The organism is Streptomyces sp. NBC_00846 (genome assembly GCF_045207325.1).
Lineage (GTDB): Bacteria > Actinomycetota > Actinomycetes > Streptomycetales > Streptomycetaceae > Streptomyces.
The window spans coordinates 240,665-265,243 of sequence record NZ_CP108846.1; the positions used below are offsets into that span (position 1 = coordinate 240,665).

Sequence of the window (24,579 nt, forward strand, 5' to 3'; positions counted from 1 at the left end):
TGCTCGTGGTCTCAAGATCCCGTACGTGGTCCCGCAACGACTGGCAGAGCCGGGGCCTGGCCATGGCCGCCGCCCTGACCTGCTACAAGAAGCTCGCGAAACTTGCCACGTGAGACACCCTCTTAAGTTCGGAGAATGGCACCTGCTGGCCGAAGGCGCCCCCGACGACGCGACCGCCGACTACCTGCACCGCTACTTCCAACCCACCGCCCGCGCCATCGACGGCCTGGAGAAGGCCCTGGCCGGCCTCGGCCTCCTCGACGACGCCCTCGCCCTGGACCTGCGCAAACCGCAGGACTACTTCCACCGGGTGTGGTCCACCGCCTTCCGCGCCACTGACCTCACCGACGCGGGCACCGACGAGCCAGACGAGTACGGCGATATGTGCACAGCCAACGGCGACGCCCCCGAACAGGAAGTTGCATGAACACCGCCACCATTCCCGGACTCCGCACTGCGGCAGCCCTGGCCGCCCGCCGCCGCAAGAGCGAGACCGCCCTGGAGCGCGTCCACCAGGCCATCATCCAACTCCGGCGCGAGAAAGCCCAGGTCAGTGTCGCCGCCGTCGCCCGCCGAGCGGACGTCTCGCGCACCTTCCTCTATGACAACGCCGAGGCCAGAACCGCGGTCGCCGCAGCGATCGCCCAGGCCGGCGAACGCCGGTCCCGCACGCTCGCCGAGCAGGACGACGAGCGCGAGGCGACCTGGCGCGAACGCGCCCTGAACGCCGAAGAGGCCCTCAAGGCCGCCCACACCGAGATCCTCGCCCAGCGGGAACACATCGGCGAACTCCTGGGTCAGATACGCGACTTGGAAGCCGAATGGACCCTGGAAGCGATCCAGTGGATCACCACCGAGAACACCACACTCAAACAACGCGTCCGCCAGCTCACCACCGATAACCGCGCCCTCGACGAACGACTCAAGGCCGCCCGCTCCAACCTCCGCTTCCAAGACCGCCGCATGGCCGACCTCGAAGCCCAGATCACCGACCCGGCTTCAACGGTCTGATCCCGTCCGGCTATGACCCGCAGATGTCAGTGGTGCGGGCCATACTCGTGCTGCGGCGCCGCCCGGGCACCGCAGCACGAGGGGAGCGACATGGCTGAGGTGCTGGTTTTCCACCACGGGCACGGGCTGACCGACGGCGTCCGTGAGTTCGCCGAGCAGCTGCGACGGGCCGGACACACCGTCCACGTCCCGGACCTGTTCGAGGGGCAGATATTCGACAGCCTCGAGGAGGGCATGGGTTACGCCCAGGACGCCGGGTTCGGCACGGTCATCGCGCGCGGAACCGCCGCCGCCGAGGGGCTGCCTGCGGAACTCGTCTACCTCGGGTTCTCGCTCGGCGTCCTGCCGGCGCAGAAGCTGGCCCAGACCCGCCCCGGCGCAAAGGGTGCCCTGCTGCTGGAGGCATGCGCCCCAGTCGCGGAGTTCGGCGGCGCCTGGCCCCACGACGTCCCGGTCCAGGTCCACGGCATGGACACGGATCCATTCTTCGCCGGGGAGGGCGACGTGGACGCAGCCCGGGCACTCGTCGAGACGGCGGCGGACGCCGAACTGTTCCTCTACCCCGGCGACAGGCACCTGTTCACCGACAGCAGCCTGCCGTCGCACGACGAACATGCCGCAGCGCAGGCCGCCAATCGCGTGCTGGACTTCCTCGACCGCATCAAATAGCCCGGCATTTCGGCGAGGACTGCCAAGGCCAAAGGCAGCCCGCTCCAACCTCCGCTTCCAAGACCGGCGCGTCGCCGACCTCGAAGCTCGCCTCACCGCCCCGGGATCAGCGACGTGGTCCTGCCTCGCTGACCACCTCACGGCCCGTCCACGTCCCGGTGGACGGGCCGTGCCATGAAACGTCCCAGGCGAGTTACAGCAATGGACCCAACTCCCCGTCGCGGACATGTAGTCTATGAATCGTCGCAGTTCAGAGCCGGTTCATGAGCTCCTGCGGTCGGTAAAATCGACGAACTCCACAACATCTCGCTCACCAGCCGCCACGGCGCCGAAGTCGCTGACACCCTCAAGTGCTTCTCCGAGCGCCTGCCCGCCACATTCGTCTACGCCGGCATCGGCATCGGCATCGGCATCGGCATCGAGGAATCCGGCCTGCTGTCCGGGACACGGGGCGCCCAGATCGCCGGCCGCTTCACCCTGATCCCCTCCCGCCCGTTCCCTTACAACAGCGAATGGAAGGGCCTGGTCGCTCGCGAAGCGCCACGACCTCCGCTGCCGGGACGTCCGCTTCGCCCTAGAGGCCCCACTCCCGACCATCACAGATCAAATGACCGACCCCACCAGAGGCGAACTAGCCGACCTGGTCGAGAGCATGATCGGCAGAGGGCTCAATGGACGGCAGATCTGGACAGAACTCATGGACCACCACGACTATTTGATCACATACAGCTCCGTCCGCCACTACATCAGATACGCACGATCCCGGACCACACCGGCACGAGCAGAGGCCAACAGATCAGCCTCCCCTTGACAGCCCAGGTTCAGAATCCGAGGTGTTGACCGACATCATTCTCGTGAACCGCACTGTGGACTGGGATTCTGGCGTCGGCCTTTGTCCGGTGGGCTACGCTGTGCGGCCATGAATACCGGGACGGCATTGCGCCACACACGGATTGGTGACCCGGTGCTCTTCTGAGCGCCGTACGGGCCGGTGCGGGCCCTCTGTTCGATCGAGGATCTTGCGCTGCTGCGCGGGCTCCGCCTCCGTCGTGTTGATCACAGGCTCGGCACATCAACCACGACAGGAGAATTCATGCCCACCAAGACGCTGCAGATTCCCACCACGGACGGCCAGGCCGACGCCTTCGCCGCCTTTCCCGACCACAGCGAGCGGCGCCCAGGGGTGCTGATGTACGCGGACGGCTTCGGCATTCGGCCCGTGCTGCGGGAGATGGCCCGCGAACTGGCCGGGCACGGGTACTACGTGCTCGTCCCCAACCTCTTCTACCGGCACGGCCCGGCACCGGTGATCGAACTTCCCGAGCACATCGGAGAAGAGGTCCGGCCCGCGCTCATGGCCCAGTTGATGCCCTTGATCGAGGCGCACACCGCCGAACGTGTCCTGAGCGACGCCGACGCCTACCTCAGGTTTCTCACCACCCAGCCCGAGGTCGGCGCCGGACCTGTCGCGGTGACCGGCTACTGCATAGGCGGCCTCCTGGCGACGCGCACCGCCACGGCCCACCCCGGCCAGGTGGCCGCCGTCGCCGGATTCCACGGTCCCGTGGGCGCGGACGGGCCCGACGCCCTCGCCGAGATCACCGCCCAGGTCCACTTCGGCCACGCCGAAAGCGACCTGACGCCTGAGGCCCTGGGCGAGCTCAACCGGGCCCTGGACGCCGCAAAGGTCGACTACACCTCCGAGATCTACCCCGGCACCGTCCACGGGTTCACCATGTCCGACACCGACGCCTTCGATCCCGCCGGACTGCAGCGCCACTGGGACCACCTGCTCCCCCTCCTCGACCGCACCCTGGCCAACAGCTGAGGCTCCGGCTCGGGAACCAAACCTGAAGTACACGGCTACGACCAGCAGACGGTTCGGCGGGCCACACCAATGTCGGCATGGCCGGCCCGCCCGGCCACCGAATGCTGAATGGCCGACGAGCAGGCCGACTTCGTCCGGGAGCTTTCGGCTGGCTCGGCGGAATTGCTCGCCGTCGCCACCGGGGCGTCCCCGGCGAGCGGGGCATCCCGGGTCTTCGAATTTAGTGGGGTGCGCCTCCCGTCGGCTTCGCCGAGTGGTTGCACAGCGTGAGCGTAGGCGTTGGTTCTCTCGGTTCCTCACGCCGAAGGCGTTACGATCGGTTGCCTAGAGAACAACCGTGATCACGAAGGCCCGCGGGCTACTTGATGATGTAGGGAAACTTCCACCGCTGGGGCTTCGGGTGCCTGATGCCGCATGAGCGCACCTCTGCCCTGTTGTTGTGCGACGCGCTGATCGGGAACGAGGCTCGGTCAGCGCGTCGCGGACTGTAGGCGGCGGTATTAGCCGAGGTTCCGGGCGGAGAACCGCAGCGTGCTGTCCAGCTCGAATGTCGGGATCTCCGCATGCTTGCCGGGGTTGGCGTGCGGCGTCTTCTCGGCTGAGGCCAAGGCGTCGAACAGTGCCAAGCTCTGGGCCCGCGGCACCCGCTCATCGTCGCGTCGGCGGCGTAGAAGCCTGCGCCAGGCCCCTACCAGAGGTCACCAGGACCCACCGCCACCGCCACCCCCACCGACGTCTCCGCCGCCACCGGACCCTCCGCCGCCACCTCCGCCACCGCTGGAGGGAGGGACGGCGCTGGAGGTCGAGGCGGCGGTGATCAGGCCGAGGGCGAAGCCCGGGGCGAACCCGGCCACGAGGGTCGAGCGGTGCACGGGAGCGGCCGTCGAGTCGGCGATCGCTCCTTCCCACGCGTAGGCCACGTCCAGGGCCACCGCCCACGCGGTGTACAGCTTCAGTCGTATCTCGTCGGGGTGCTCGTCGTGCCGGGAGGAGGGGTCCATGAGATAGTGCCGGAACGCCTCCGTCCGGAGCCAGAGGGCGGTGCCGCGCGGGGTGCGGGATTGCAGCTCCCCGGAGCGCAGCCACAGCGCGAAGCCGGCACCGACGGCGATCAGGCCCACCACGAGGACCGGCCAGCCGGCCGCGCTCCGGTGGCCGCTGAGCCAGGCCCCGACGGCCGTCGTGACGAAGCCGAGCAGGGTGGCGGCGGTGCCGATGGTGCGTCCGATGCGGGCGCGACGCGCGGCGGCCGCGTCCCACAGATCGCTGTCGGCCTGCCACTGTGTCAGCCCGCGGTTGAGGCTCTCCCATGCCGACCGGAATTGCGGGTCGCGCAGGCCCAGGGTGACCGAGTCGCGTCCCGAGAAAATGCTGCCGAAGACGACCCTGGCGAGCGGGTCCGCGGGTGCGTCGGCCGGATCGCGGCGCGTGAGGGTGGGATGCTGGTCGGTTCCCTCGATGCCGACGTGTCCGTCGATCGTCGCGCCGAGGAGCCAGGCCACCTGGTGGTGGCTCTCGACCCGTTCATCGAGCAGGATCCCGCCCTGTGCCGGGGTCAATTCCGCTGGGGGCACGGGCGACGGCGTGAGCGAGGCGGCGGGCCGGTCGAGGGCGACGCGCCGCGTCCGGCCGGGCGTGCCGTCGGGTCCTTCCTCGACGATCCGGTCACGGCCGAGGAAACGCAGCAGCAAGACCGTCGCGGCGGCGCAGACCAGCGTGAAACCGAACGCGAGCAGACCCACCCGCAGTGGGCTTTCCACGGTCGTGCCGACGGCCTTTCCGGAGGGCGGCGCGGGCAGGGCCACCTTCGCTCCGGTCAGCTTCTGCCCGCGGGAGGCGTAGAGGGTGACGCCCTCGTGCCCCTTCAGCTTGTCGAGGGTCGGTCTTGCCCAGCCGGCCCAGCCACTGCCGTCCGATGTGCTCGCGGAACCCACGGCGCTGTGCCAGTGTGGAGAACAGGTCATCGAAGCGTGCGGCGTAGGCTTCCAGCGGGCCCGGTGCGGGCGGACACGGCAGACGACGGGTCATCACAAGCCCCCAGACGGCGAGGCGACGTTCCTCCGCTACCGGCCTACTACGGTCCTGACCCGCCGTCAACAAACCATCGCTAGTCTCGTCGCGGAGTCCGCGAAGCAGCCCATCCACCGTCGGCGCAAGCGGATCGCCCGGCTGCCACGCTACCGCCGTGTCGAGTTCGGCCCCAGCGAAGCACAACCCTGGTGGGCGAGGTGCTTCGCGCTCGGGCCTGGCGAGGCGCAACTCAGGCGGGCAGGCAACGATGCGGGCGGTGCAGCATGCCGTGCAGACGGCGATGGCGGCCAAACGGGACGTGGGCGCCCATCTCCCGCACGCTCCAAAAGGAGAGGCACTCGCTCAGGCTGCTGAGCGGCGGCCGACCGCCGTTCAGCAGCCGAAGTGGACGAACGGCGCCCATTGGGCAGGGCGGTACGGTTCGGCCTCGCGCAGCCGGAGCAGGACGGTGTGCAGCGCGGTGGCGGCGTGACCGGGGTCGAGGTCGCCGCCGTCGGCGGTGAGGGCGCGGTAGAGATCGTCTGTGACAGCCGCCGCGGTGTCGTCTCCGATCGCCCACAGAGTAGAGACGACTTGCCGGAAGCCGGCGATCTGCAGGGCGCCCGCCAGATGGTCGGCCTCGTCGGGGAGTTCAGGTCCTGCCGTGGCGGTGTGGCATGCGGAGAGCACGGCGAGTTCCGCGTCGGCGAGGTCGAGGCCGGCGAAGTCGGCCATCGTCAGCCGTTCGTCGGCGAGGAAGAGCACGCTCCGTCCCTCGGGGCCGTGGCCGCCGGGGCCCCCGTGGCAGGCGAAGTGTGCGCAGGTGTGACCGGGAAGCAGGGCCATCGCTTCGGCTCTGGTCGCCGCGCCACCGGTGCGGATGGTGGCGTCCGGGACGAGGTCGCGCAGGGTGCTCACCTCGCGCAGCGCCAGTGGCAGGTCGGCCAGGCCGGTGACATAGCGCGGCCGTTGTTCGCAGGCGACCGCGAGGAGGCGGCGGGGGCGTTTCTTGGCCGGGCGTCGGGCGTGCAGCAGTGCGCGCAGGGTGGGGGTGAGGGAGGACACGGCCCTGTCTATGACGGCGGCGGCTCGGTGGCTGTCCTCGGGGTCGTGGTATCCGGCGGTGTGCAGGGGAAGTTGGGTCAGCGCCCCGGTCGGGCACCACCAGATTCTCCTCTGCGGGAGAAGCGCAGTCTCGGCGAGGACGGGTCCAGCCACGGTGTCCCAGAGCCATTCACAAACCGACAGCAGGGCCTGGTCCCGGGGGCCATGGGCCAGGCCGGGGCCCCCGGTCCGGCCCATGGCCCGCAGATGCCGCCGGGCGTATGCCTCGGCCTGTTCGAGGGTGAGTCTGGGGAGCGGGACTACGCGTACGCCCTCCGCGCTCACGACCAGCGCGTCGCACCGGTAGACACTCACGTTTACCAGGACCACCGGTCCTTCGGCGGCGGCTGCCGACAGTTCGGCGAACGGCGTGGGTAGCAGAAAGCCCGCGAACCCGGGGAGTGTGCGGACCGAGGTCACCAGGCGTTCCCAGTCCAGTGCGAGCCGCCGCCGGTGCTCGGCGGCAGAGTGGGCGCCCCGTTCGTCGGTCCACGCCTCGGCCGCGAAGCCGGTGTGGACGGTGTCGAGTTCATTGGCCAGATCCGGCCGCACCGCCCGTAGCGCGGTGAGGTCGGTACGGCCGTCGAGGGCCTGGCCCCAGAGTAAGGACCGTCCGTGGTCGAGGAGTTCGACGGCGCGTTCCGCGTCTCCCAGGTTGATGGCAGCCGCTGCCGCGTCGGACGCGAGCCCGGACCAGCGGGCCAGCAGCCGGGCCCGGTCGGCACGGGACAGCCCGCGCCACACGGACAGATGAAGTTGGTTGACGGCGTCGGAGAACGCGTCGGTCGCGGCCCGCCAGTCGCCGGCCGCCCCGTGGCCTCCCACCCCCGTCCCGCCGTCCGCCGTGTCCCGCCGGGTGTCGGCGTCGAAGGCGCGGTCCGCGAGCAGGCCGGCCCGTGTCCGGGCCGCGTCCATACGGTCCAGACGGCTCCCGCTGCCAGACCGGGTCAGATCGTCCAGCAGGCCGATGGCCTCCTCCCGTCTGCCGAGATCGTTAAGGACCTCCGCGAGCGCCAACTGGGCGTGTCCGTACTGGGGGGAGCCCACGGCTTCGTCCGCCAGGGCCGCTCGGTACAGTGTGGCGGCCTCAGCCAGATCACCTCCGCCGTCGCCGCCCAGAACGCCCCGGTCACGCAGTGCCAGGGCAAGCGCGGTCCGCACGACCGCGGCGCGCTTGTTGTCCCGGTGGGCGAGCGCGGTACGCATCAGGCCGATGGCCGCATCGAGGTCGGCGGGGTCTCCGTCGGCGAGGTAGCGCTGCCGGAGCCGGTTGCCGAGCGTGCCCTGCGCGTGGGCGAGGAGGGACGGTGTGTCCGCGGCGGCCAGCGCGGACTCCCCGACACTGATAGCCTCCCGCAGATCAAGGCCGCTGCCCGAGAACTGTGCGCGATACACCAGGGCGGTACCGAGCGCGTTCAGAGCGCGGGCGAGTTCGGACCGGTCGGAGGCGGATACCTCCGCCCGCCGGGCCAGCGCGATGGCCTCGTCAAGCCCTGCGACGCCTCCTTCGTGCTTGAAGCGGGCGATCAGCACCCCCGAGAGATGCATCAGGTCACTGGACTCCTCGGGCATGCCGCCGGCAGGGCGTCCCACCACCTCACGCAGCAGCTCGACCGCCTCGTGAAGGTCTTCGCCCCGACCGGTCGCCTCAAATCGGCGCAACAGGGCGAGCCCCAAGGGGCGTCCTATCACCCAGCGGTGAGCGTGCGTGGGCGGCAGTGCATCGAGTACGGCGTGTCCGTGCTCATCGATCCGGTCGAGCAGCGCGTTGTCGCCGCCGCGTTCGTACTCGGCGAGCAGATCGGCCAGGAGCACGGCGTGTGCGGCAAGCTCCTCCGGGCGGTGGGCCGCCTCGGCGAGAGGGCGCTTGGGCCGGGACCCTGGGCCCGCGAGGAAGGTGAGCCCGCCAGGCGGCACGGTCATCCTCTCCTCGGGACCTTGCAAGGTGATGGCCTTCGCCAGTTCGGCCTTCGCCGCCGCCAGCTTCCCGGGGTCACGGATGCGTTCGACGGCCATCCGGAAGTAGTGCACGGCCTCGTCGATGTCGGCCTGCTCCTGCCGCGTCTCGTATCTCACGCGGTAGCAGATCCCCAGGTTGGCGAGCATGTCGTGTGCGACCTGGTCGTCGTGCGGCAGGGCGTCGAGCACCCGGCGGTAGCCGTCGATCGCGGCGGTCAGGTCCTCGAACTGCCGGCTGAAGGTGAGCCGCAGGCCGACCAGATCGGCGAGACTGATGAGGACCTCGCGGTAGAAGGGGTCCTCAGGGTGGCACAGGTGCACCGCCCGGCGGATGTCCTCATCGGCGGCCTCCAGGGGACCGGGGTCTCCGGTCACCTTCATCCACCACATCAGGGCGGCACCTCGCGCCAGGACGAGTCTCTTGTGGGAGTGATGACCGGCGGGGAGCCGGTTCATCGCCGTGGTCAGCAACTCGGCGGCGGACATCAGCGGGTCCGGTTCCTTAGCAGCGACACAAGCATCGAGGAGGTCCAGGGCCGCGTCAGCCGCCTGTTCCGCGTGCTCCGGCGCACCGCCGCGGTCGTGCAGAATCCAGTGGGAGACCGCGAGATGATGGGCGCAGATCACACGCAGCTGGGGATGGTTCATGCTGAAGGGACTGTTGAGCACCTCACGGTAGAGACCGGTGCATTCGGCAGCGTCCTGCACTGTGGGGGCGTCGGTGACCCGGCGCCACAGCATCGGCAGGAAGAACACGAGTAGGGATACCCGGTGGTCCGATTCGGGCGGGAGGCCGGTAGTGGCCCGTCGCGCCGCTTCTATCGCGTGGTCACGGTAGGCGGTGTCCCCAGAGGCGTCATAGCGCTTGAGGGCGGCCAGAGCCTCTTCAAGGTCGGGGTCTATCCCGTCGTTCGCACCGGTCCTGGGTGAAGCACCGGGCCCGTCGCGCTCACTGGAGCTCTGCGGAGCGCCGCGTCCTCGCTTCGGTCCGTCTGGTCCGCGCCGTCGGAACATCTTTTTGCTCCTCCGCCCTGGCAGGTACCTGCTCTATGCTCAACTTTAAGCACCGACAGTGCTGTTGGCGTGCTCTTTCCGGCCGCTTGCGGATGCGGGGAACGCACAGCGAGCGAGAAGGGGTTGCCCGGATGGAGACCGGTTCCGACGCTCTCACCCGGTGGTGCGACCAACTGCCGGCTCTGCTGGTCCAGGCACGCCAGGCTGGAGTCCTGGACCGCGTCGAGCGTGACATCGTCCGTATCCAGCAGGGCGGTTCGGCAGCCGGGGCTGTTGAACGCTGGATGCCGCCGGAGCCTGAAGGTCCTGCCCGGAGCTGGTCGGACCGGCCCTCCACCGCGATGGCGGACATCCCCGGCCTGCGCACCACGCCGGGCATCGGTGCCGGGGAGTACGCCTGCCCTCGTGACCGCTGCGAGCGCCGGGAGCGGCGCGACGACCACGGGCATCCGCCCGACTGTGCGGCCTTCGGCCTGCCCATGCGACCGACATGACTCGGAGGAGGCGGCGATGTTCGGGCTGATCCTCACCGAGGTGGGCAAACGGGTCAGCGGGCGGTGGATCACTGCCGTGCTGCTGCCGGGTTTGCTGCTGGCGCTCACGGCGGGGACGGCCGCGACCCTGGGGCATGCCCACGCCCTCAATCTGGACCGGCTGATCGCGCAGACAGCCCGGTTGGGCGGCTGGCTCGGCGTCGAACCGGCCCGCCCCCTCGTGGTCGCCGTGCTGGTCGCGACCGGCGCGGCCCTCGCCGGGACGGTCGCCGGAGGGCTGGGACAGCTGACCCAGCGGTGGTGGCTGCGCGAACGAGCCCTGACCGGTGCCTGGTTCGTGCGCTCCCGGTTCAGCCGGCGCTCCCGGGCGCTGGCTGACGCGGAGCGGGCCGGGATCACGCCGGTCGCCGCTTACCTGCCGCGGCGCCCCACGTGGATGGGTGACCGGGTCCGGTTGATCGAGGTCCGAATCAAGGCTGAGTACCGCCTGAGCGCGGCCGTGGTGTGGCCGCGTATCTGGCTGCTGGTCGGTGAGGAGGCCCGGCAGCCGGTGCTGGACGCACGGGTCCGGCTGTCCGAGGCCGTCGCTCTGGCCGGCTGGAGCATGCTCTATATCTTGGTCGGTGTGGTGTGGTGGCCCGCGCTGGCGGTGGGGGTCGCGATTTGGTTCACCGGGTGGCGGCGGGCCCGCAGTTGTATCGCGGAACTTGCGACGCTGGCCGAGGCGATGATCGACATTCAGCTTCCCGCGCTCGCGGAGGCCGTGGGGGTGGCCGCTCCGGAGACCGGATTCTCCGAGGCCGAGGGCCGCGTCCTCGGCGATCGCCTGGGCAAGTCGGGCCAGCCCTGAGCATCCGCGGACAGCCGTCCCGGGGTTCGGATCGGTCCGGCAGCGGCGACAGACGGCGGAGGCTCGCTCGGACCACCCTGCGGGGATACCCCTTCTCCTTCGGGTAGAGGCGGCTTCCTGAACGCCCCTCTCAGCTGCCAGACGGTTGACCACAGCCTCCCCGGCAGCCCCCACGAGGTGCGTGATCGGCCGCCTCTTAGCCGTAGAAACAGCACCGGTCACGCCAGGCGACGCGCTGCCGATGCATGGCGAAATGCAGCGGAAGTGCACTCACAGCCGTAGTGTGCCGACGCCACCTCCTCGACTGTGCTTCTTTGCCAGTCCCCGTACCGGGGCGTCAGAAGCGGGTCCGCCAAAAATTCGGGTCATCCCGGACCCCCTGTGCGGGACCTGCCTCCGGGCTGGCACGCCCACCGCCTCTTCAGTACCAAGATCCGGACCATACGTGGGCCAACACTCCGCCTGTCGCAGATCCAGCCTGCGTTTTCCCTGGTCACCGCGCCATGCAAGATGTACCACCAGCAGAGGAAGAATCTGCCGGGATGGCACCACGGCCGGTCCGCACAGCGAACGCCGCTTCGCAATCCCTCCCGCCGCAAGCAAGGGGCTGGAACGTCCCCATACACCACGTGCTGACGAGGCCCGGTGTACGCGTAGACACCGACGTCCGGCCACAACCGCACGCATCCTGATTCGGACCTGGGCGCGCCCATGACGTTCTCGCACGTGCCCTTCGCCGCCGCAAGGCCGATACTGCCGACAGGAGCAGGTCAGCCGAGACCCGCCCGGCCATCCGGCCAATCTGGCGGCCCGTCACCAAAGTCAGCATTAAGTCAGCATCAGTACCGCCAGAACTCGCTCACGACCGCCACGGACAGCCAAGATCACGATCTACCCATACTCACTCTGAACAGCGAAAACGCAGGACAACAACCCACCTGCTACCCTGCCTGGGAGATACCTATGAGGATGCTCATCAACGTCCCGGAGACCGTTGTCGCGGACGCGCTGCGCGGTATGGCCGCCGCCCATCCGGAGCTGACCGTGGATGTCGGGAACCGTGTCGTACTGCGACGTGACGCGCCCGTGGCCGGGAAGGTGGCGCTGGTCTCCGGGGGCGGGTCCGGGCACGAGCCGTTGCACGCCGGGTTCGTCGGACCCGGGATGCTCTCGGCGGCGTGTCCGGGAGAGGTGTTCACCTCGCCCGTGCCGGATCAGATGGTGCGGGCCGCAGCGGCAGTCGACAGCGGGGCCGGGGTTCTGTTCGTCGTCAAAAATTACACCGGCGACGTGCTGAACTTCGAGATGGCCGCCGAGCTCGCCGAGGACGAGGGCATTCGGGTCACCCAGGTCCTCGTCGATGACGACGTGGCCGTGACCGACAGTCTGTTCACGGCGGGGCGGCGGGGCACGGGCGCGACCCTGTTCGTCGAGAAGATCGCTGGGGCCGCCGCCGACGAGGGCGCGCCGCTGGAACGGGTGGCGGCCATCGCGCGGCAGGTGAACGAGGAGTCGAGGAGTTTCGGGGTGGCGCTCAGCGCCGTCACCACGCCCGCCAAGGGGTCGCCGACCTTCGATCTGCCGCCCGGCGAGCTGGAGCTGGGCATCGGGATCCACGGCGAGCCGGGGCGGGAGCGGCGTCCGATGATGACGTCCGGGGAGATCGCGGACTTCGCGGTGGACGCGGTGCTGGCGGACCTGCAGCCACGCGGACCCGTGATCGTGCTGGTCAACGGGATGGGCGCGACTCCGCTGCTGGAGCTGTACGGGTTCAATGCCGAGGTGCAGCGGGTGCTGTCCGAGCGGGGGGTCGTGACGGCTCGTACGCTCGTGGGGAACTATGTGACCTCGCTCGACATGGCGGGCTGTTCGGTGACGCTCTGCCAGGTGGACGAGGAGCTGCTGCGCCTCTGGGACGCGCCGGTGGAGACGCCGGCGCTGCGCTGGGGCCGTTGACCCGCCAGACAAGGAGATCACGTGCTCGACGCCGATTTCTTCCACCGTTGGATGACCGCGGCCGCGAATGCCGTGGATCGTGAGGCGGACCACCTCACCGAGCTCGACTCGGCGATCGGGGACGCCGATCACGGCAGCAACATGCAGCGCGGGTTCGCCGCGGTGACCGAGACCCTGGGCCAGGAGCGGCCGCAGACCCCGGGGGCCGTGCTGACGCTCGCCGGACGGCAGTTGATCTCGAAGGTCGGCGGGGCCGCGGGGCCGTTGTACGGGACGCTGCTGCGGCGTACGGGGAAGGCTCTGGGCGACGCGCCCGCGGTGACGCCGCAGCAGTTGGCCGAGGCGCTCGGGGTGGGCGTCGCGGCCGTGGCCCAGCTGGGCGGGGCGCAGGCCGGGGACAAGACGATGCTCGATGCGCTGCTACCGGCCGCCGAGGCGCTCGGGACCTCGTTCGGGGCGGCCCGGGAAGCGGCGGAGGCGGGGGCGCTGGCGACGGTTCCTCTCCTGGCCCGCAAGGGCAGGGCGAGCTATCTGGGCGAGCGCAGCATCGGGCATCAGGATCCGGGGGCGACGTCCTCCGCCCTGCTGATCGCCGCGCTGGCCGAGACCGGCGGCGTGCTCGGGGGTGAGGCATGAGCGACGGGAAGCAGGTCGGGATCGTGCTGGTCTCGCACAGCGGCCCGGTGGCCGAGTCCATCGCCGAGCTCGCCAGGGGGCTGGCCGCCGGTGGATCGACGGCCCCGGTCGCCGCGGCCGGTGGTACGCCCGCGGGTGGGCTCGGGACCAGTGCGGAGCTGATCGCGGAGGCCGCCAGGTCGGTGGACGGCGGTGCGGGGGTGGCGTTGCTCGTCGATCTGGGCAGCGCGGTGCTCACGGTCAAGACGATGCTGGCCGAGGGCGACGAACTGCCGGACGGCTCACGTCTGGTGGATGCGCCGTTCCTGGAGGGTGCGGTGGCCGCCGTGGTCACGGCGTCGGCGGGTGGCGACATCGCTGCGGTGGCGGCCGCGGCTTCGGAGGCGTACGAGTATCGCAAGGTGTAGGCAGGTGGAGTCCCGCGGTCCGTGAGGCCGCCCCGCACCCGTTGTCCGTGGGTGTACGGGGCGGCCTCACGCCCGTCGTCCGGGCGCGATTCGCCGGACGGGTCCTCGGTCGGTGAGACCGGATCCGCGCCGGACGGGACCTCGGTCCGTCAGGCCGCCGACGCGGTCGCGGCCGCCTCGATCCTGATCCGGGCCTGCTGTGTCGTGCCGTTGACCGTCACGGCGAGCGTGATCGTGCCCGGCCGGAGTGCGGTGAGGGTGCCGGTGGACGGGTCGAGGACCGCCGTGTGGCGGTGGCGGGCGTCGCCCCGGTCGCCGATGTGGACGTTCGGGGATCCGGTCCAGTCCGCGACCAGCGGGAAGCCGACCGGGACCCTGCGGGCGCCCTGCGTGACGGTCGCCGTGACCTTCGTACGACTGCCGGTGCCGAGCACCGCCGGCGCCTCGATCTCCAGCGCGTCGACATGCGCTCGGGTCTGTACGGAGACCCAGTCGGGCCCGCCCTGCCACGGCCGTTGCCGCGCTGCGGCCTGTTCTCCGGGCGTGATGTGGTCGGCGCCGACCAGCGACCAGCCGGTGAAGCCACCCTCGTCGGCCGGACCGGCCGGCGCCTTGCCGGAGTTGCCGTTGATCAGATACGGCACTCCGTCGACGTGCGAGGCGTGGAAGACGCCGACGTGGCCGCCGATGAAGGCCGCGCCCTTGCCTGTCGTACGGCGGAAGTCGGCGAGCCACTGTTCGACGAGGGCCGCCTCCTTGCGGTCGCCGAGCTGGCTGCCCTTCTGGACGGTCGGGTCGCGCGGCGGCACGTGCTCGATCAGCATGACCGAGTCGACGGTCCGGTCGTTCGCCGCCGCGTCCAGCTGGGCGCGGAGCTGCTTGATCTGGGCGAAGCCCCCGCCGCGCAGGCTGAGGCCGGAGGTGTCGAGCGTGACGAAGCGGGTGCCCTTGTGGTCGAACGTCCGCTGGGCGGGGCCGAATTCAGTGATGAAGTTGTCAATTTTGCCGCCCATCACCTCGTGGTTGCCCGGTACGTAGTACCAGGGCAGCGAGTCGCCGAGTTCCTGGTCGAGGATCCGGTGGGCGAAGGCCAGGTCCGCGGGTGATCCCTCGTCGACGAGGTCACCGTTGATCACGAGGAAGTCCGGGTGGGCCGCCTTGATCTCGCGCAGGGTGCGCCGTGCCTGGGTGACGATGGCGCTGTCCGGATCCCGGGCGACGAACTGGGCGTCGGACATCACCGCGAACTGCCAGTCCCTGCGCCCGGTCACTGCCGCCGGGTCGATCAACGGGTCCGCGGGGACCGCCTGTTCGGGAAGGTCGACGGTGGGCGGCACCTGGGCGGTGAGTTCGTCGATGACGATCTCACCCGTGTACTGCTGGGCGGCGGCGGTCTCCGCGAGGTAGAAGCGGGACACAGCGAGCGGCATGGCGGCTCCCGGCGGCACGGTGAAGGTGATCTGCCGCCAGCCGGTCCAGGTGACGTACGGTCCACGCAGCAACTGGTCGGAGCCCGCGGCGTCCTTGAGGTGCAGGGTCGGCCAGGCGCCCTTGCCGTCGCCCTTGATCCACAGCTTGAACGACTGCGGCTGGCCGGGCACGGTGACGGGCTGGGGCGGGGACGCGTAGGCGGCGCGGGTCGCGGTCGACTGGGTGAAGTCGTAGGTGAGCCGCAGTCCGGTGCCGGTGTGGCCGTCGGGTGTCGCGGCGAGCGAACCGCTCGCGCGGGCCTGGCTGAACTTCCAGGAGCCCGCGTCGTCGAAGGAGGAGACGGCCTGCTCGGTGAGGCCGACGCTGACGGCGAGGACGGTGGTGGTGCCGGCCACGGTCGCCTTGATCTGTCCGGCGCCGTCGCCGGTGCGTGAGGTGACGGTGAAGGAGCCCTGACCGTCGTCGCGGATGTCGAAGAGCGCGTGGTCGTAGTCGAGGGTGACGTCGCGCGGTTCCACGGGCGCGCCGGCGCCGTGGGCGTCGAGCCCGACGATGCCGAACGTGCCGGTGGCCTCGGCGTCGGCGAGGCCCACGCGCCGGGTGGTCGGTTCGATCCGGGCCAGTTCGTCGAGGACGGTCAGGGTCGTGCCGCCGTTCGCCGGTCCGTGTTCGGCGCGTACGTCGGTGGTGCCGCTGCGGCGCGCGGTGAAGAGCCCGTCGCCGTCGACGGTGCCGACGGAGCCGCGTACCGTACGCCAGCGCGGGTCGCCGTCGGCGGGGCCGTACGTCTCGTCGTATCCGGTCGCGGTGAGGCGGCGGGTGAGCCCGGGGAAGACCCGGTCGGGGTGGCCGCCCTTGACGGGGTCGACGCCTGGTGCGGAACCGGCGGGCGTACGCGGCTGGACCCAGAATCCCTTGAGGCGTCCGCTGCCGTCGGGCGCGGTGAGAGCGAGGCCGTTGGGTACGGTGCGTTCGCTGCCGTCGGACGGGCTGTTCTCCACCCGGAGCGCGTCGCTGCCGGGCTCGCGCGCGACGAGGGTCGACGAGCCGCCGCCGTCCAGGTTGAGTGCGCTGTACGAGCCGGCCCGCCGCATCATCAGCCCGAGTTCGGTGAGGGTGACGCCGCCGCTGTCGGCCTGCCGCCCGTCGACGGTGAGGATCTGCATGGTCCGGCCGTCCCTGGAGAAGCCGACGGCGGTGCGGGGCGCGGCGGTGTTGTTGCCCTCGCCGTCGTGGTTCTGCGCGACTCCGTCGACGACGAGGAGTTCGCGTCCGCCGACAGCGGTGCGCGGCAGGGTTCCGTTGTCGGTGCGTGCCCGGTAGGTCAGGGACACCGGGTCGCCGGGCTTCAGGGCGTCGAGCGCGACGGCCCCGGCCTCGCGGCCGATCAGGACGGTGGTGCCGTCGGGGACGGCTCCTGATCCGGGGGTGTGCGAGACGGAGACGACCTTGCCGTCCCGTACGGCCGCTTCGGCGACGGGGGTCGCGTTGTCCACGGTCAGGGCGCGGTCGGCGGTTCCCCAGGCCGAGGTGTACGCGCCGACTCCCCCGGCCGGGACATTGGCGGCGTTGTACGCGGCGAGGGGCCGCTGCCCGGCGGGCAGGGTGAGCGTCCCCTCGAAGTACAGGTTCAGGATGCGGCCGGCGCTGTCGGGGCCGATGCCGACGGCCCGGTTGGTTCCCGGAGCGGGCGACTGGACGATCGCCCCGTCCTTGACGCCGATGCCCTCGGGCGCGCCGGTCTGGTTGATGTCGAAGAAGTCGGCGTTGATCGCGGCGACGGTGCGGCGGCCGCGGCCCGCGTCGTGGGCGGCGGCGAGTTCGGAGACCGTGTGCCGTTCGGAGACCTTCCCGGAGGAGAGGTAGTCGGCCTGTACGCCGGTGCCCGCGAGGTCGACGGAGAGGGAGTCGACCCGCAGCCACGTGTCGGATTCGAGCCGGTCGTACGAGTCGAGGCGGACACCCCGGGCGATCGGGCGCGACGTGCGGGCGGTCTCGATGCCGTCGCCGTCCGCGACGGACCGGGGCTCTCCCGCCGGGTTGCTCGCGGGTGGTGGGGCGACCGGTCGGAGTGCGTCGGCGGAGGTACGGGGACGGGGGTCGGGCGTCGAATCGGCGAGCGCGGGAGAAATCGCGCCGACCGTCATCGCGGACACCGTCGCCAGCAGCACGAGCGGTCGCGCGAGCGTCCCGTACCGCCGCGCCGCTCTCGCACGCGGTCCGGTCGTCCTGCCGACTATACCGAGGGCCACAAATCCTCCTGGAATCAAGTTGGTTGCCCGGTCCGCTCCACGGGCGGTACACGCTGTCGGCGGACAGCATGGCCGCGCGCGCAGCCCCGCACCAGGGGGCATCGGGAACCTCGGGGGAAACAGGGCAAGTCGGCTCGATGACGGAAATGATCAACAAGGCAGGAGTGTCGTCCGGGGTGGTGTGCGCGGCCGGCCCGCAGACTTGACGGCATGTCGTCCCAGAAGCGCGGCACGCGCAGTGCGGGTCTCCTGCTGTTCCGCCGGCCGGCCGGTGCCGTGGACGACGGCGCCGGTTTCGAGGTGCTCATCGGGCATATGGGTGGCCCGTTCTGGGCGGGCCGGGAGAGCGCGGCGTGGTCGATCCCCAAGGGTGAGTACGGCCCCGACGAGGAGCCGGCGGCCGCGGCCCGCCGTGAGTTCGAGGAGGAGTTCGGCCGTGCGGCGCCGGACGGTGAGTGGGTGGCGCTCGGTGAGTCCCGTCAGTCCGGCGGCAAGACCGTGACGGTGTGGGCGCTGGAGACGGATCTCGATGCCGCGACGGCCGTTCCCGGGACGTTCACCATGGAGTGGCCGAGAGGGTCCGGGGTGCCGCGGGAGTTCCCGGAGGTCGACCGGTTCGCCTGGTGCACGCCCCAGGAGGCGGCGGAGCGGCTCGTCACGGGGCAGCGGGTCTTCCTCGACCGGCTGCGGGAGCACATGGAGGACGGGCGGGCGGCGCCCGCTCAGGACGGGCCGTGAGCGGGCTGTGCGGTTGATCTCCGGGCTGTGCGGGTGGGGTTCGACGCCGCCGTGGCTCACAGCGGTCACAGGCGTCAGTGCTGCGCGCCCTGAGCTGCCTCGATGCTGCTGTGCAGATCGCTCGTCGCGTCGAGCGCGGCGGCTCCGGAGAGGACCAGGCAGGCCAGCAGCGCGGCGGCCGCCACCCGGCCGACGCGGGGCCGCGGGGCGTTCCGGCCGAGCAGTGCGGCGACGCGGCGCGGTACGGGGCCGGCCGCCGCGGCGAGCGCCGTCCGGGGACGGGGCTGCGGGGCTCCTTCGGCGGCGCGGGCGGCGAGGGCGGCGCGGCCGATGGCGCGGGCGGCGATCCGTCGGTCGCCGACGGCACAGGCCGCCGCCTCGTCGGCGCAGCGCTCCAGGGCGTAGCCCATGGGGGCGCGCAGGGAGCGCAGTGCGGGGTGGCAGAGTGCCGCGATTTCGGCGGCTGCGATGAAGAGGTGGTGGCGGCCTGTGAGATGGGCGCGTTCGTGTGCCAGCAGGGCGTCGCGTTCTGCGGGGTCCAGGGCGCGCAGCATTCCCGTGGTGACGACGATCCTGCCCGGCGTGCCCGGACGGCCGGGCAGCGCATACGCGTCGGCGCGGCTGTCGCGCAGGACGGCCAGCTCGCCGCCTGTGTGCTCGGACGGCCGCGCCGCCCGGTACAGCTCCGTCCAGTGGCGGTGGGCGGCGCGGGCGACCGCGGCGGCGCAGCCCGCGAGCAGCGCCAGCGCGGCGGCCGCGAGGGGGACGGCGACGGCGGGAGCGGCGTCGGAGAGCGGCCTGACGAGTTCACCGAAGGCGGAGACAGCGGAGAACCGGGTGGCGCCGGGCACCACCAGCAGGACCAGGGCAAGCAGGCTGCACAGGGCCAGGCCGATGCCCGTCGAGGCGAGCAGCCGTACGGCACGCACCGGCGACAGGGCGTCCGCGAGGCGACGCGCGGCGGGTACCGCGACGAAGGGCATCAGCAGCGGAACCCACACGGCGTAGATCATCTGTTTTCTCCGTCGAGCAGGTCCCGGAGCAGCTGCTCGTCCTCATCGGTGAGTTGTGACACGAATCGCGCCAGCACCGTGCTGCGGTCCTCCTCCTTCCGCAGCTCGCTGTGCATCCGGCGGGCGGTCAGACCCGGCGCGTCCTCGGTGGGGGTGTATGCGAATCCGCGGCCGGCCCGGGTGCGGGTGACCGTACCCTTTTCGTAGAGACGCGACAGGATCGTCGTGACGGTGGTGCGGGCGAGCGCCGCCCCGATGGCGCCCTGCACCTGGCCGGGGGTCAGGGGCGTGCCGGCCGCCCACAGGGCCGCCAGGATCGTGGATTCCAGCTCGCCGGACGGGCGCCGTTCCGATGAGGTGTGGTGCTCCGGCCCGGCTTCCGGTGCCGGGTCATCGTGCGGGCGGGGGGCGGGTTCTCCGCTCGATATCCCCTTCACCTGCGACATGGGAACTCTCCTCCCCCCTTCGGGCGTCTACAGTGACGTAGACCGTCTACATCACTGTAGTCGGTCCGGGCGTTCCGTCGGGTCGCCCGCTCACCATTATGGGAGACCTTCCACCGTGTCCGTATTCTCACTGGCGGCCGCGCCACAAGCGGTGAACGTGCTGGACGCAGGTTCACTGCTCGGAGCGTTCGGTGCGCTCGGCATCGCCGTCGTGCTCTTCGCCGAGACGGGACTGCTCGTCGGCTTCTTCCTGCCCGGCGATTCCCTGCTCTTCACGGCGGGCCTCCTCTGCGTGTCGGGCACCCACGGGCCGGTCGAGCTGTCGTTGCCGCAGGTGCTGATCGCCGCCGTGGCCGGCGCGCTGCTCGGCGCGCAGGCGGGCTACTGGATCGGCCGCCGCGGTGGCCGGGCCCTGCTCGCCCGCAGCCGCGCCAAGCGGCTGCACGAGGGCGCCGCCCGAGCCGAGGAACTGCTCGGCAGGTACGGCCACGCCCGGGCGATCGTGCTGGCCCGCTTCGTACCCGTCGTACGCACGGTGCTCAACCCGCTGGCCGGGGCGCTCAACGTCCCGGCCGGGCTGTTCACGCTGTGGCAGGTCGTCGGCGGAGTGGTCTGGACCGTGGGGCTGGTCCTCGCCGGGTACGGGCTGGGCTCCTCGGTGCCCAACGTCGACCGCTATCTGCTGCCGATCGTCGCTGTCGTGGTCGTGGTCTCCCTCATCCCCCTCGCCGCCGAACTGCTCCGCTCCCGCGGCCGGCGCACCGCAGAAGGAGACAACAGCTGATGCCACTCGCCTCCACGGCCACCTCGATCGACGGTGGCCTGTACACCTGGATCACCGAGCTGGCCCAGCGCTCCCCCGCCGCGCTGGATTCCGCGATCCGCGTCTGGTCGGATTACGGACTGGCCCTGTTCGCCGTGCTGATGGTCATGTCCTGGTGGCGCTCGCGCTCCTCGGGCCCCGCCCGTACCGCCATGGCGCTCTGCACCCCGCTCGTCGTGGTGGCCGCGTACATCGTCAACGACCTCGTGAAGTCGGCCTTCCATGAGCAGCGGCCGTGCCAGACCCTGCATGTCGTCACGGTGGAGGCCTGTCCGGCGCTCGGTGACTGGTCCTTCCCCAGCAACCACGCCGCCATCGCGGCGGCCGCCGCGATGGCCATCTGGCTGACCGATCGCAGACTCGGGGCGATCGCGGTGCCCGCCGCTCTGCTGATGGCGGCGTCCCGCGTGTGGATCGGTGTGCACTACCCCCACGATGTGCTGATCGGGCTGGTCACGGGCGCGCTCGTCGCCTGGCCGTTGACGATCGCGGCGCGGCACTGTGCCCCGGTGGTGGTCCGGCTGCGCGAAAGCCCACTGCGTCCCCTGGTTGCGAACCGGTGACCGAGGGCGCTTCGACGCTCGCGCGTGGCCGGTCCGGACCCATGGGCTCGGGGCTCCGTGCACCGCTGGGAGCCGTTCTTATCGGGCTGCTCGGACTCGTCGGGCTGGCGGCTCTCGTCCTGGCCGCCCGGCACGGCTCCCCGCCCGCCCTGGACCGGGCCGCCCATGACTGGTCGCTGCGGCACCGGCCGTCGGGCCTCGTGGCGGCCGCTCGGGCCGTCACGACGACCGGCACCGGAGTGGTCCCGTACGCGGCGGCGGTGATCGCCGGGCTGATCGCGGGCCGTGACACCCGTCGGCGGCTGGAGTACGCGGTGGGCGCCCTGGCCTTCCTGCTGCTCGCACAGGGTGTCCGCTACGGTCTCATGGAGCTGATCGCCCGGCCCCACCCGCCGCTGGGCGACTGGGCCACGCATGCATCCGGCTTCGCCTTCCCCTCCGGGCACGCGACGACGTCCGCGCTGACGGCCGGCCTGCCGCGACGGGAGGCGGCCGGTGGACCTTCGGCCCGAAAGTCCCGAGCCGAAAGTCCAGGACCGCAGGTCCCCTGCCGGAGCTCACCGCACGGCTGCCGTACGGACACCGCCGGACCCCGGCAGACGGGCCGGCGGGTGCTCCGGTACGAGAGCCGAGAGGAAGGATGTCCGGCGGCGAAGCACGAATCCCAGCGATTCGTAGAGCCGGACGGCGTTGGTGTTGGCGGCGGAGGCGTGCAGGAACGGTGTTTCGCCGCGCTCCCTGATCTCGTGGGCGACCGCGAGGACGAGCCCGGTACCGAGCCCTTGGCCGCGCACGGACTCGTCCGTGCAGACGCCGCTGATCTCGCTCCAGCCCGGTGGGCGCAGACGCTCGCCCGCCATCGCGACGAGCACCCCTTCACGCCGGACGCCGAGGTAGGTGCCGAGCTCGACCGTACGGGGCAGGAACGGCCCCGGCCGGGTGCGGGCGACCAGGTCGAGCATCTCGGGTACATCGGCGGGGCCCAGCCGCACGGCCTGCGGAAACGGGGCCGCCGCGACCCCGGCGTCGACGAGCTGGACGCCCTCGGCGTGGAAGGTGATCTCCCAGCCGGCCGGTGGCGGCTCCCGGAACGCGGTGAGGGTGACCGCGCCGCCGGGGCCGGCGAGGGCCGCAGCGTCGGCCCAGTCCGCGGCCCGGGTCGGGTCCGGGACCGCGACCCAGGGGGCCACGTCCGCCGGGTAGCGCAGGACGCGGCCGCGGTGCTCGGCGAAGTGGGCGTGCGCACCGGTCAGCGCGGCGCGGACCGGGTTGTCCAGCGGGTGCGCGTCACCGGCGGCGGCACGCGGAGCGCTCACGCGGCCACCTTGATCACGGTCTTCCCGCGCGCGTGTCCGCTCTCCACGGAGCGCAGTGCTTCTCCCGCCCCGGAGAGCGGGAAGGTCGCGGTCACCTGCGTCTGCAGGACTCCGGTGACGACGAGGTTCGCCACCTTTTCGAGGACGGCCGCGGTGCGGGCGCGGGCGACGGCCGCCCCTCCGAGCTCCACCGCCAGTGGCTTGCCCCCGGCGCTGATCAGCCTCGCCGGGTCGGCGAGGAGCGGGGCCACGCTCCTGAGGGTGTCGCCGCCGACCAGGTCGAAGATCGCGTCGACGCCGTCGGGCGCCGCCGCCCGCACCCGGTCGGCGAGACCGGGGCCGGATTCGACGTGCACCGCGCCGAGCGACTCGACGAAGTCCTTCTTGGCCGCGCTCGCGGCGGCGACGACGTGGACACCGGCGTGGCGGGCGAGCTGAACCGCGAAGACGCCGACCCCGCCTCCGGCCCCGGTGATCAGCAGGGTCGAGCCGGGGGCGGGATCGAGCTGGCGCACACCGTCGTACGCGGTGGCAGCGGCGACCGGCAGCACAGCCGCGTCGGCGAACGACAGACCGGCCGGCTTGTGCGCGGTCACGGCGACGGGAAGCAGCGTGTACTGGGCGTAGCCGCCGGTCACCGGATTGCCGAAGACCTCGTCGCCGACCGCGAATCCTTCGACGTCCGGGCCCACGCCCTCGACGACTCCGGCCGCCTCGCTGCCGAACACGGTGGGAAACGGCTGCGGCTCGCTGCCGGGCCTGATGTACCCCGTACGCAGCTTCCAGTCGACCGGGTTGACCCCGGCCGCCCGGACGGCGACGAGCAGTTCGCCGGGACCGGGCACCGGCACATCCTGTTCGACGAGGGCCTCGACCTCCGGTCCGCCGTTGCGGGTGAACACGTACGCCTTGGGCATGAGCTTCCTCTCTCCTGATCCATGTTCGTGGCCGTGACCCTGCACGGCGCCCGGGGCCGCGCCGGTCACCGCTCGTCACAGCAGCAGGAAGGCGCCTCCGCGTGCGCGTATTCCCGGACCGCCGGGGCATTCATCGGACCGCAATGCCCGCCGCGACGGCCTCCGTACGGTCTCTCACGTCTCCCACCTCTCCCACGAAGCTCAGCGGACTCCACCCGTGACCGGGTCCACGACCTTGTTCACCAGCAGTTCGAGAAGCCTCCGGTCGTCGCCCGCGGTGCCGCGCTCCGATGGTGTGTCCGGGTTGACGTCGAGCAGCACATGGGTGGCGCCCAGCTCGCCGAGCTCCGCCAGATCGGCCCGGATCCGGTCGATCGTGCCATGCCCGGCGGGGCGTTCACCGCTGAGGAGGGCGTCGGTGACGCGGATCTGCAGCCGGGGCACGAGCGCGGGAACGGGGCGCTGCCCGCGTTCGGCCTCCTCGGTGATCAACGGCAGCCCGGCCCGGATCGCGTCGAGCGGCAGCCGGTACGGGTGCCAGCCCTCGCCGAGCCGGGCGGCGCGGCGCTGGGCGGCGGCCGAATTGCCACCGACCCAGACGGGCAGGCCGGGAGCGGAGGCCGGCGCGGGCGCGGTCCGTACGCCTTGGTACGAGACGTAGTCGCCCCGGAACGTCACGGGGTCCTCGGCCCAGGCGGCCCGGATCGCGGCCAGATATTCATCGGTGATGCGCCCCCGCTCGGCGAAGGGCACGCCCAGCGCGTCGTACTCGGCCCCGGACCAGCCGATCCCCGCACCGAGGATGAACCCGTCGGCGTTCAGGTTGTCGATATTGGCGGCGAGCCGGGCCGTCTGCAGCGGGTGACGGTACGGGATGACGGTGACGGTCGTACCGAGCGCCAGACCGGGTACCCGTCCGGCGATGTGCGCGGCGAGCACGAACTGGTCGTAGAACGGGGCCGGATACGTCTCGTGCACATCGGGGGTGACCGCGATGTGATCGGAGATCATCGCGAAGGAGTACCCCAACTCACGTGCGTCCACAGCCTGTTGGAGGAGGCTTGCCGGGGTGGTGCCGACACCGAAATTGAGTATGTTCACGCCGAATTTCACAACAAGAGCCTAGGCGAACCTTCTTGACG

The 24,579-nt window shown here is 71.3% G+C and carries 21 protein-coding genes and 1 pseudogene; 13 read left to right on the forward strand and 9 right to left on the reverse strand.

The annotated features are described in order from the left end of the window. Positions 1 to 109: 109 nt before the first annotated feature. The 5 genes and pseudogenes from OG936_RS01175 (at position 110) to OG936_RS01195 (ending at position 3,508) form a co-directional block, all read left to right on the forward strand. A complete protein-coding gene (locus tag OG936_RS01175) occupies positions 110 to 427 on the forward strand; it encodes a hypothetical protein (RefSeq protein WP_406491876.1) in 318 nt (105 codons plus the stop codon). Then, the gene (locus OG936_RS01180; RefSeq protein WP_406491878.1) at positions 424 to 1,011 is read left to right on the forward strand and encodes a DUF6262 family protein; all 588 of its coding nucleotides are present in this window, start codon (positions 424 to 426) and stop codon (positions 1,009 to 1,011) included. Before OG936_RS01175 ends, OG936_RS01180 begins: the two co-directional genes overlap by 4 nt. Positions 1,012 to 1,101: 90 nt before the next feature. Continuing rightward, positions 1,102 to 1,680 carry a dienelactone hydrolase family protein gene (locus tag OG936_RS01185; RefSeq protein WP_406491880.1) on the forward strand — a complete coding sequence of 193 codons (579 nt, stop codon included), beginning with the start codon at positions 1,102 to 1,104 and terminating at the stop codon, positions 1,678 to 1,680. Positions 1,681 to 1,965: 285 nt separating this feature from the next. After that, positions 1,966 to 2,211, forward strand: a pseudogene (locus tag OG936_RS01190) (ATP/GTP-binding protein); the annotation flags it as partial. Between the two features lie 562 nt (positions 2,212 to 2,773). After that, the gene (locus tag OG936_RS01195; protein WP_406491882.1) at positions 2,774 to 3,508 is read left to right on the forward strand and encodes a dienelactone hydrolase family protein; all 735 of its coding nucleotides are present in this window, start codon (positions 2,774 to 2,776) and stop codon (positions 3,506 to 3,508) included. Positions 3,509 to 4,008: 500 nt separating this feature from the next. Here the strand turns inward: OG936_RS01195 and OG936_RS01200 are convergent, their stop codons facing one another. The 3 genes from OG936_RS01200 to OG936_RS01210 all read right to left on the reverse strand — a co-directional run bounded on the left by OG936_RS01200 (position 4,009) and on the right by OG936_RS01210 (position 9,229). Then, positions 4,009 to 4,152: a hypothetical protein gene (locus OG936_RS01200; RefSeq protein ID WP_406491883.1), complete on the reverse strand. Its 144-nt coding sequence runs from the start codon at positions 4,150 to 4,152 to the stop codon at positions 4,009 to 4,011. A gap of 54 nt (positions 4,153 to 4,206) precedes the next feature. Next, on the reverse strand, positions 4,207 to 5,472 hold the full coding sequence (locus OG936_RS01205) for a DUF2207 family protein (RefSeq protein WP_406491884.1): 1,266 nt from the start codon (positions 5,470 to 5,472) through the stop codon (positions 4,207 to 4,209). A gap of 439 nt (positions 5,473 to 5,911) precedes the next feature. Further along, positions 5,912 to 9,229, reverse strand: a complete 3,318-nt coding sequence (locus OG936_RS01210; RefSeq protein ID WP_406491885.1) for a CHAT domain-containing protein — start codon at positions 9,227 to 9,229, stop codon at positions 5,912 to 5,914. A 497-nt stretch (positions 9,230 to 9,726) separates the two neighbouring features. Here OG936_RS01210 and OG936_RS01215 point away from each other — a divergent pair, with 497 nt between their 5' ends. The 5 genes from OG936_RS01215 (at position 9,727) to OG936_RS01235 (ending at position 13,938) form a co-directional block, all read left to right on the forward strand. After that, positions 9,727 to 10,089, forward strand: a complete 363-nt coding sequence (locus OG936_RS01215; RefSeq protein ID WP_406491887.1) for a hypothetical protein — start codon at positions 9,727 to 9,729, stop codon at positions 10,087 to 10,089. Between the two features lie 16 nt (positions 10,090 to 10,105). Further along, positions 10,106 to 10,939, forward strand: a complete 834-nt coding sequence (locus OG936_RS01220) for a hypothetical protein (RefSeq protein WP_406491889.1) — start codon at positions 10,106 to 10,108, stop codon at positions 10,937 to 10,939. Positions 10,940 to 11,902: 963 nt separating this feature from the next. Beyond that, a complete protein-coding gene (gene dhaK / locus OG936_RS01225; protein WP_266744460.1) occupies positions 11,903 to 12,895 on the forward strand; it encodes a dihydroxyacetone kinase subunit DhaK in 993 nt (330 codons plus the stop codon). 21 nt (positions 12,896 to 12,916) lie between these two features. After that, positions 12,917 to 13,531 carry a dihydroxyacetone kinase subunit DhaL gene (gene dhaL / locus OG936_RS01230; protein ID WP_406491891.1) on the forward strand — a complete coding sequence of 205 codons (615 nt, stop codon included), beginning with the start codon at positions 12,917 to 12,919 and terminating at the stop codon, positions 13,529 to 13,531. Beyond that, positions 13,528 to 13,938: a PTS-dependent dihydroxyacetone kinase phosphotransferase subunit DhaM gene (locus OG936_RS01235; protein WP_406491892.1), complete on the forward strand. Its 411-nt coding sequence runs from the start codon at positions 13,528 to 13,530 to the stop codon at positions 13,936 to 13,938. Before dhaL ends, OG936_RS01235 begins: the two co-directional genes overlap by 4 nt. Positions 13,939 to 14,087: 149 nt before the next feature. On the opposite strand, the gene OG936_RS01240 is transcribed toward OG936_RS01235, so the two are convergent. Next, complete coding sequence (locus OG936_RS01240) at positions 14,088 to 17,516, reverse strand: phosphodiester glycosidase family protein (RefSeq protein ID WP_406500289.1); 3,429 nt, start codon at positions 17,514 to 17,516, stop codon at positions 14,088 to 14,090. A 315-nt stretch (positions 17,517 to 17,831) separates the two neighbouring features. Between OG936_RS01240 and OG936_RS01245 the strand changes: the two genes are divergently transcribed. Further along, positions 17,832 to 18,359, forward strand: a complete 528-nt coding sequence (locus OG936_RS01245) for an NUDIX domain-containing protein (RefSeq protein ID WP_406491893.1) — start codon at positions 17,832 to 17,834, stop codon at positions 18,357 to 18,359. A 74-nt stretch (positions 18,360 to 18,433) separates the two neighbouring features. Here the strand turns inward: OG936_RS01245 and OG936_RS01250 are convergent, their stop codons facing one another. Together OG936_RS01250 and OG936_RS01255 are read right to left on the reverse strand one after the other, a co-directional pair. Further along, the gene (locus tag OG936_RS01250) at positions 18,434 to 19,372 is read right to left on the reverse strand and encodes a M56 family metallopeptidase (RefSeq protein ID WP_406491894.1); all 939 of its coding nucleotides are present in this window, start codon (positions 19,370 to 19,372) and stop codon (positions 18,434 to 18,436) included. Then, the gene (locus tag OG936_RS01255; RefSeq protein ID WP_266744465.1) at positions 19,369 to 19,818 is read right to left on the reverse strand and encodes a BlaI/MecI/CopY family transcriptional regulator; all 450 of its coding nucleotides are present in this window, start codon (positions 19,816 to 19,818) and stop codon (positions 19,369 to 19,371) included. Before OG936_RS01255 ends, OG936_RS01250 begins: the two co-directional genes overlap by 4 nt. 115 nt (positions 19,819 to 19,933) lie before the next feature. Between OG936_RS01255 and OG936_RS01260 the strand changes: the two genes are divergently transcribed. Both OG936_RS01260 and OG936_RS01265 read left to right on the forward strand, forming a co-directional pair. Then, positions 19,934 to 20,602: a DedA family protein gene (locus OG936_RS01260; protein WP_406491896.1), complete on the forward strand. Its 669-nt coding sequence runs from the start codon at positions 19,934 to 19,936 to the stop codon at positions 20,600 to 20,602. Beyond that, positions 20,602 to 21,204: a phosphatase PAP2 family protein gene (locus OG936_RS01265; RefSeq protein ID WP_406491898.1), complete on the forward strand. Its 603-nt coding sequence runs from the start codon at positions 20,602 to 20,604 to the stop codon at positions 21,202 to 21,204. Before OG936_RS01260 ends, OG936_RS01265 begins: the two co-directional genes overlap by 1 nt. Positions 21,205 to 21,761: 557 nt before the next feature. Here OG936_RS01265 and OG936_RS01270 read toward each other — a convergent pair. The 3 genes from OG936_RS01270 to OG936_RS01280 form a co-directional block, all read right to left on the reverse strand. Beyond that, positions 21,762 to 22,520: a GNAT family N-acetyltransferase gene (locus tag OG936_RS01270; RefSeq protein WP_406491900.1), complete on the reverse strand. Its 759-nt coding sequence runs from the start codon at positions 22,518 to 22,520 to the stop codon at positions 21,762 to 21,764. Further along, positions 22,517 to 23,437, reverse strand: coding sequence for an NADP-dependent oxidoreductase (locus OG936_RS01275; protein WP_406491901.1), 921 nt, complete (start codon positions 23,435 to 23,437; stop codon positions 22,517 to 22,519). The genes OG936_RS01270 and OG936_RS01275 overlap by 4 nt, the downstream gene beginning before the upstream one ends. Before the next feature lie 201 nt (positions 23,438 to 23,638). Beyond that, positions 23,639 to 24,538, reverse strand: coding sequence for a TIGR03619 family F420-dependent LLM class oxidoreductase (locus OG936_RS01280; protein ID WP_406491903.1), 900 nt, complete (start codon positions 24,536 to 24,538; stop codon positions 23,639 to 23,641). Positions 24,539 to 24,579: the final 41 nt, after the last annotated feature.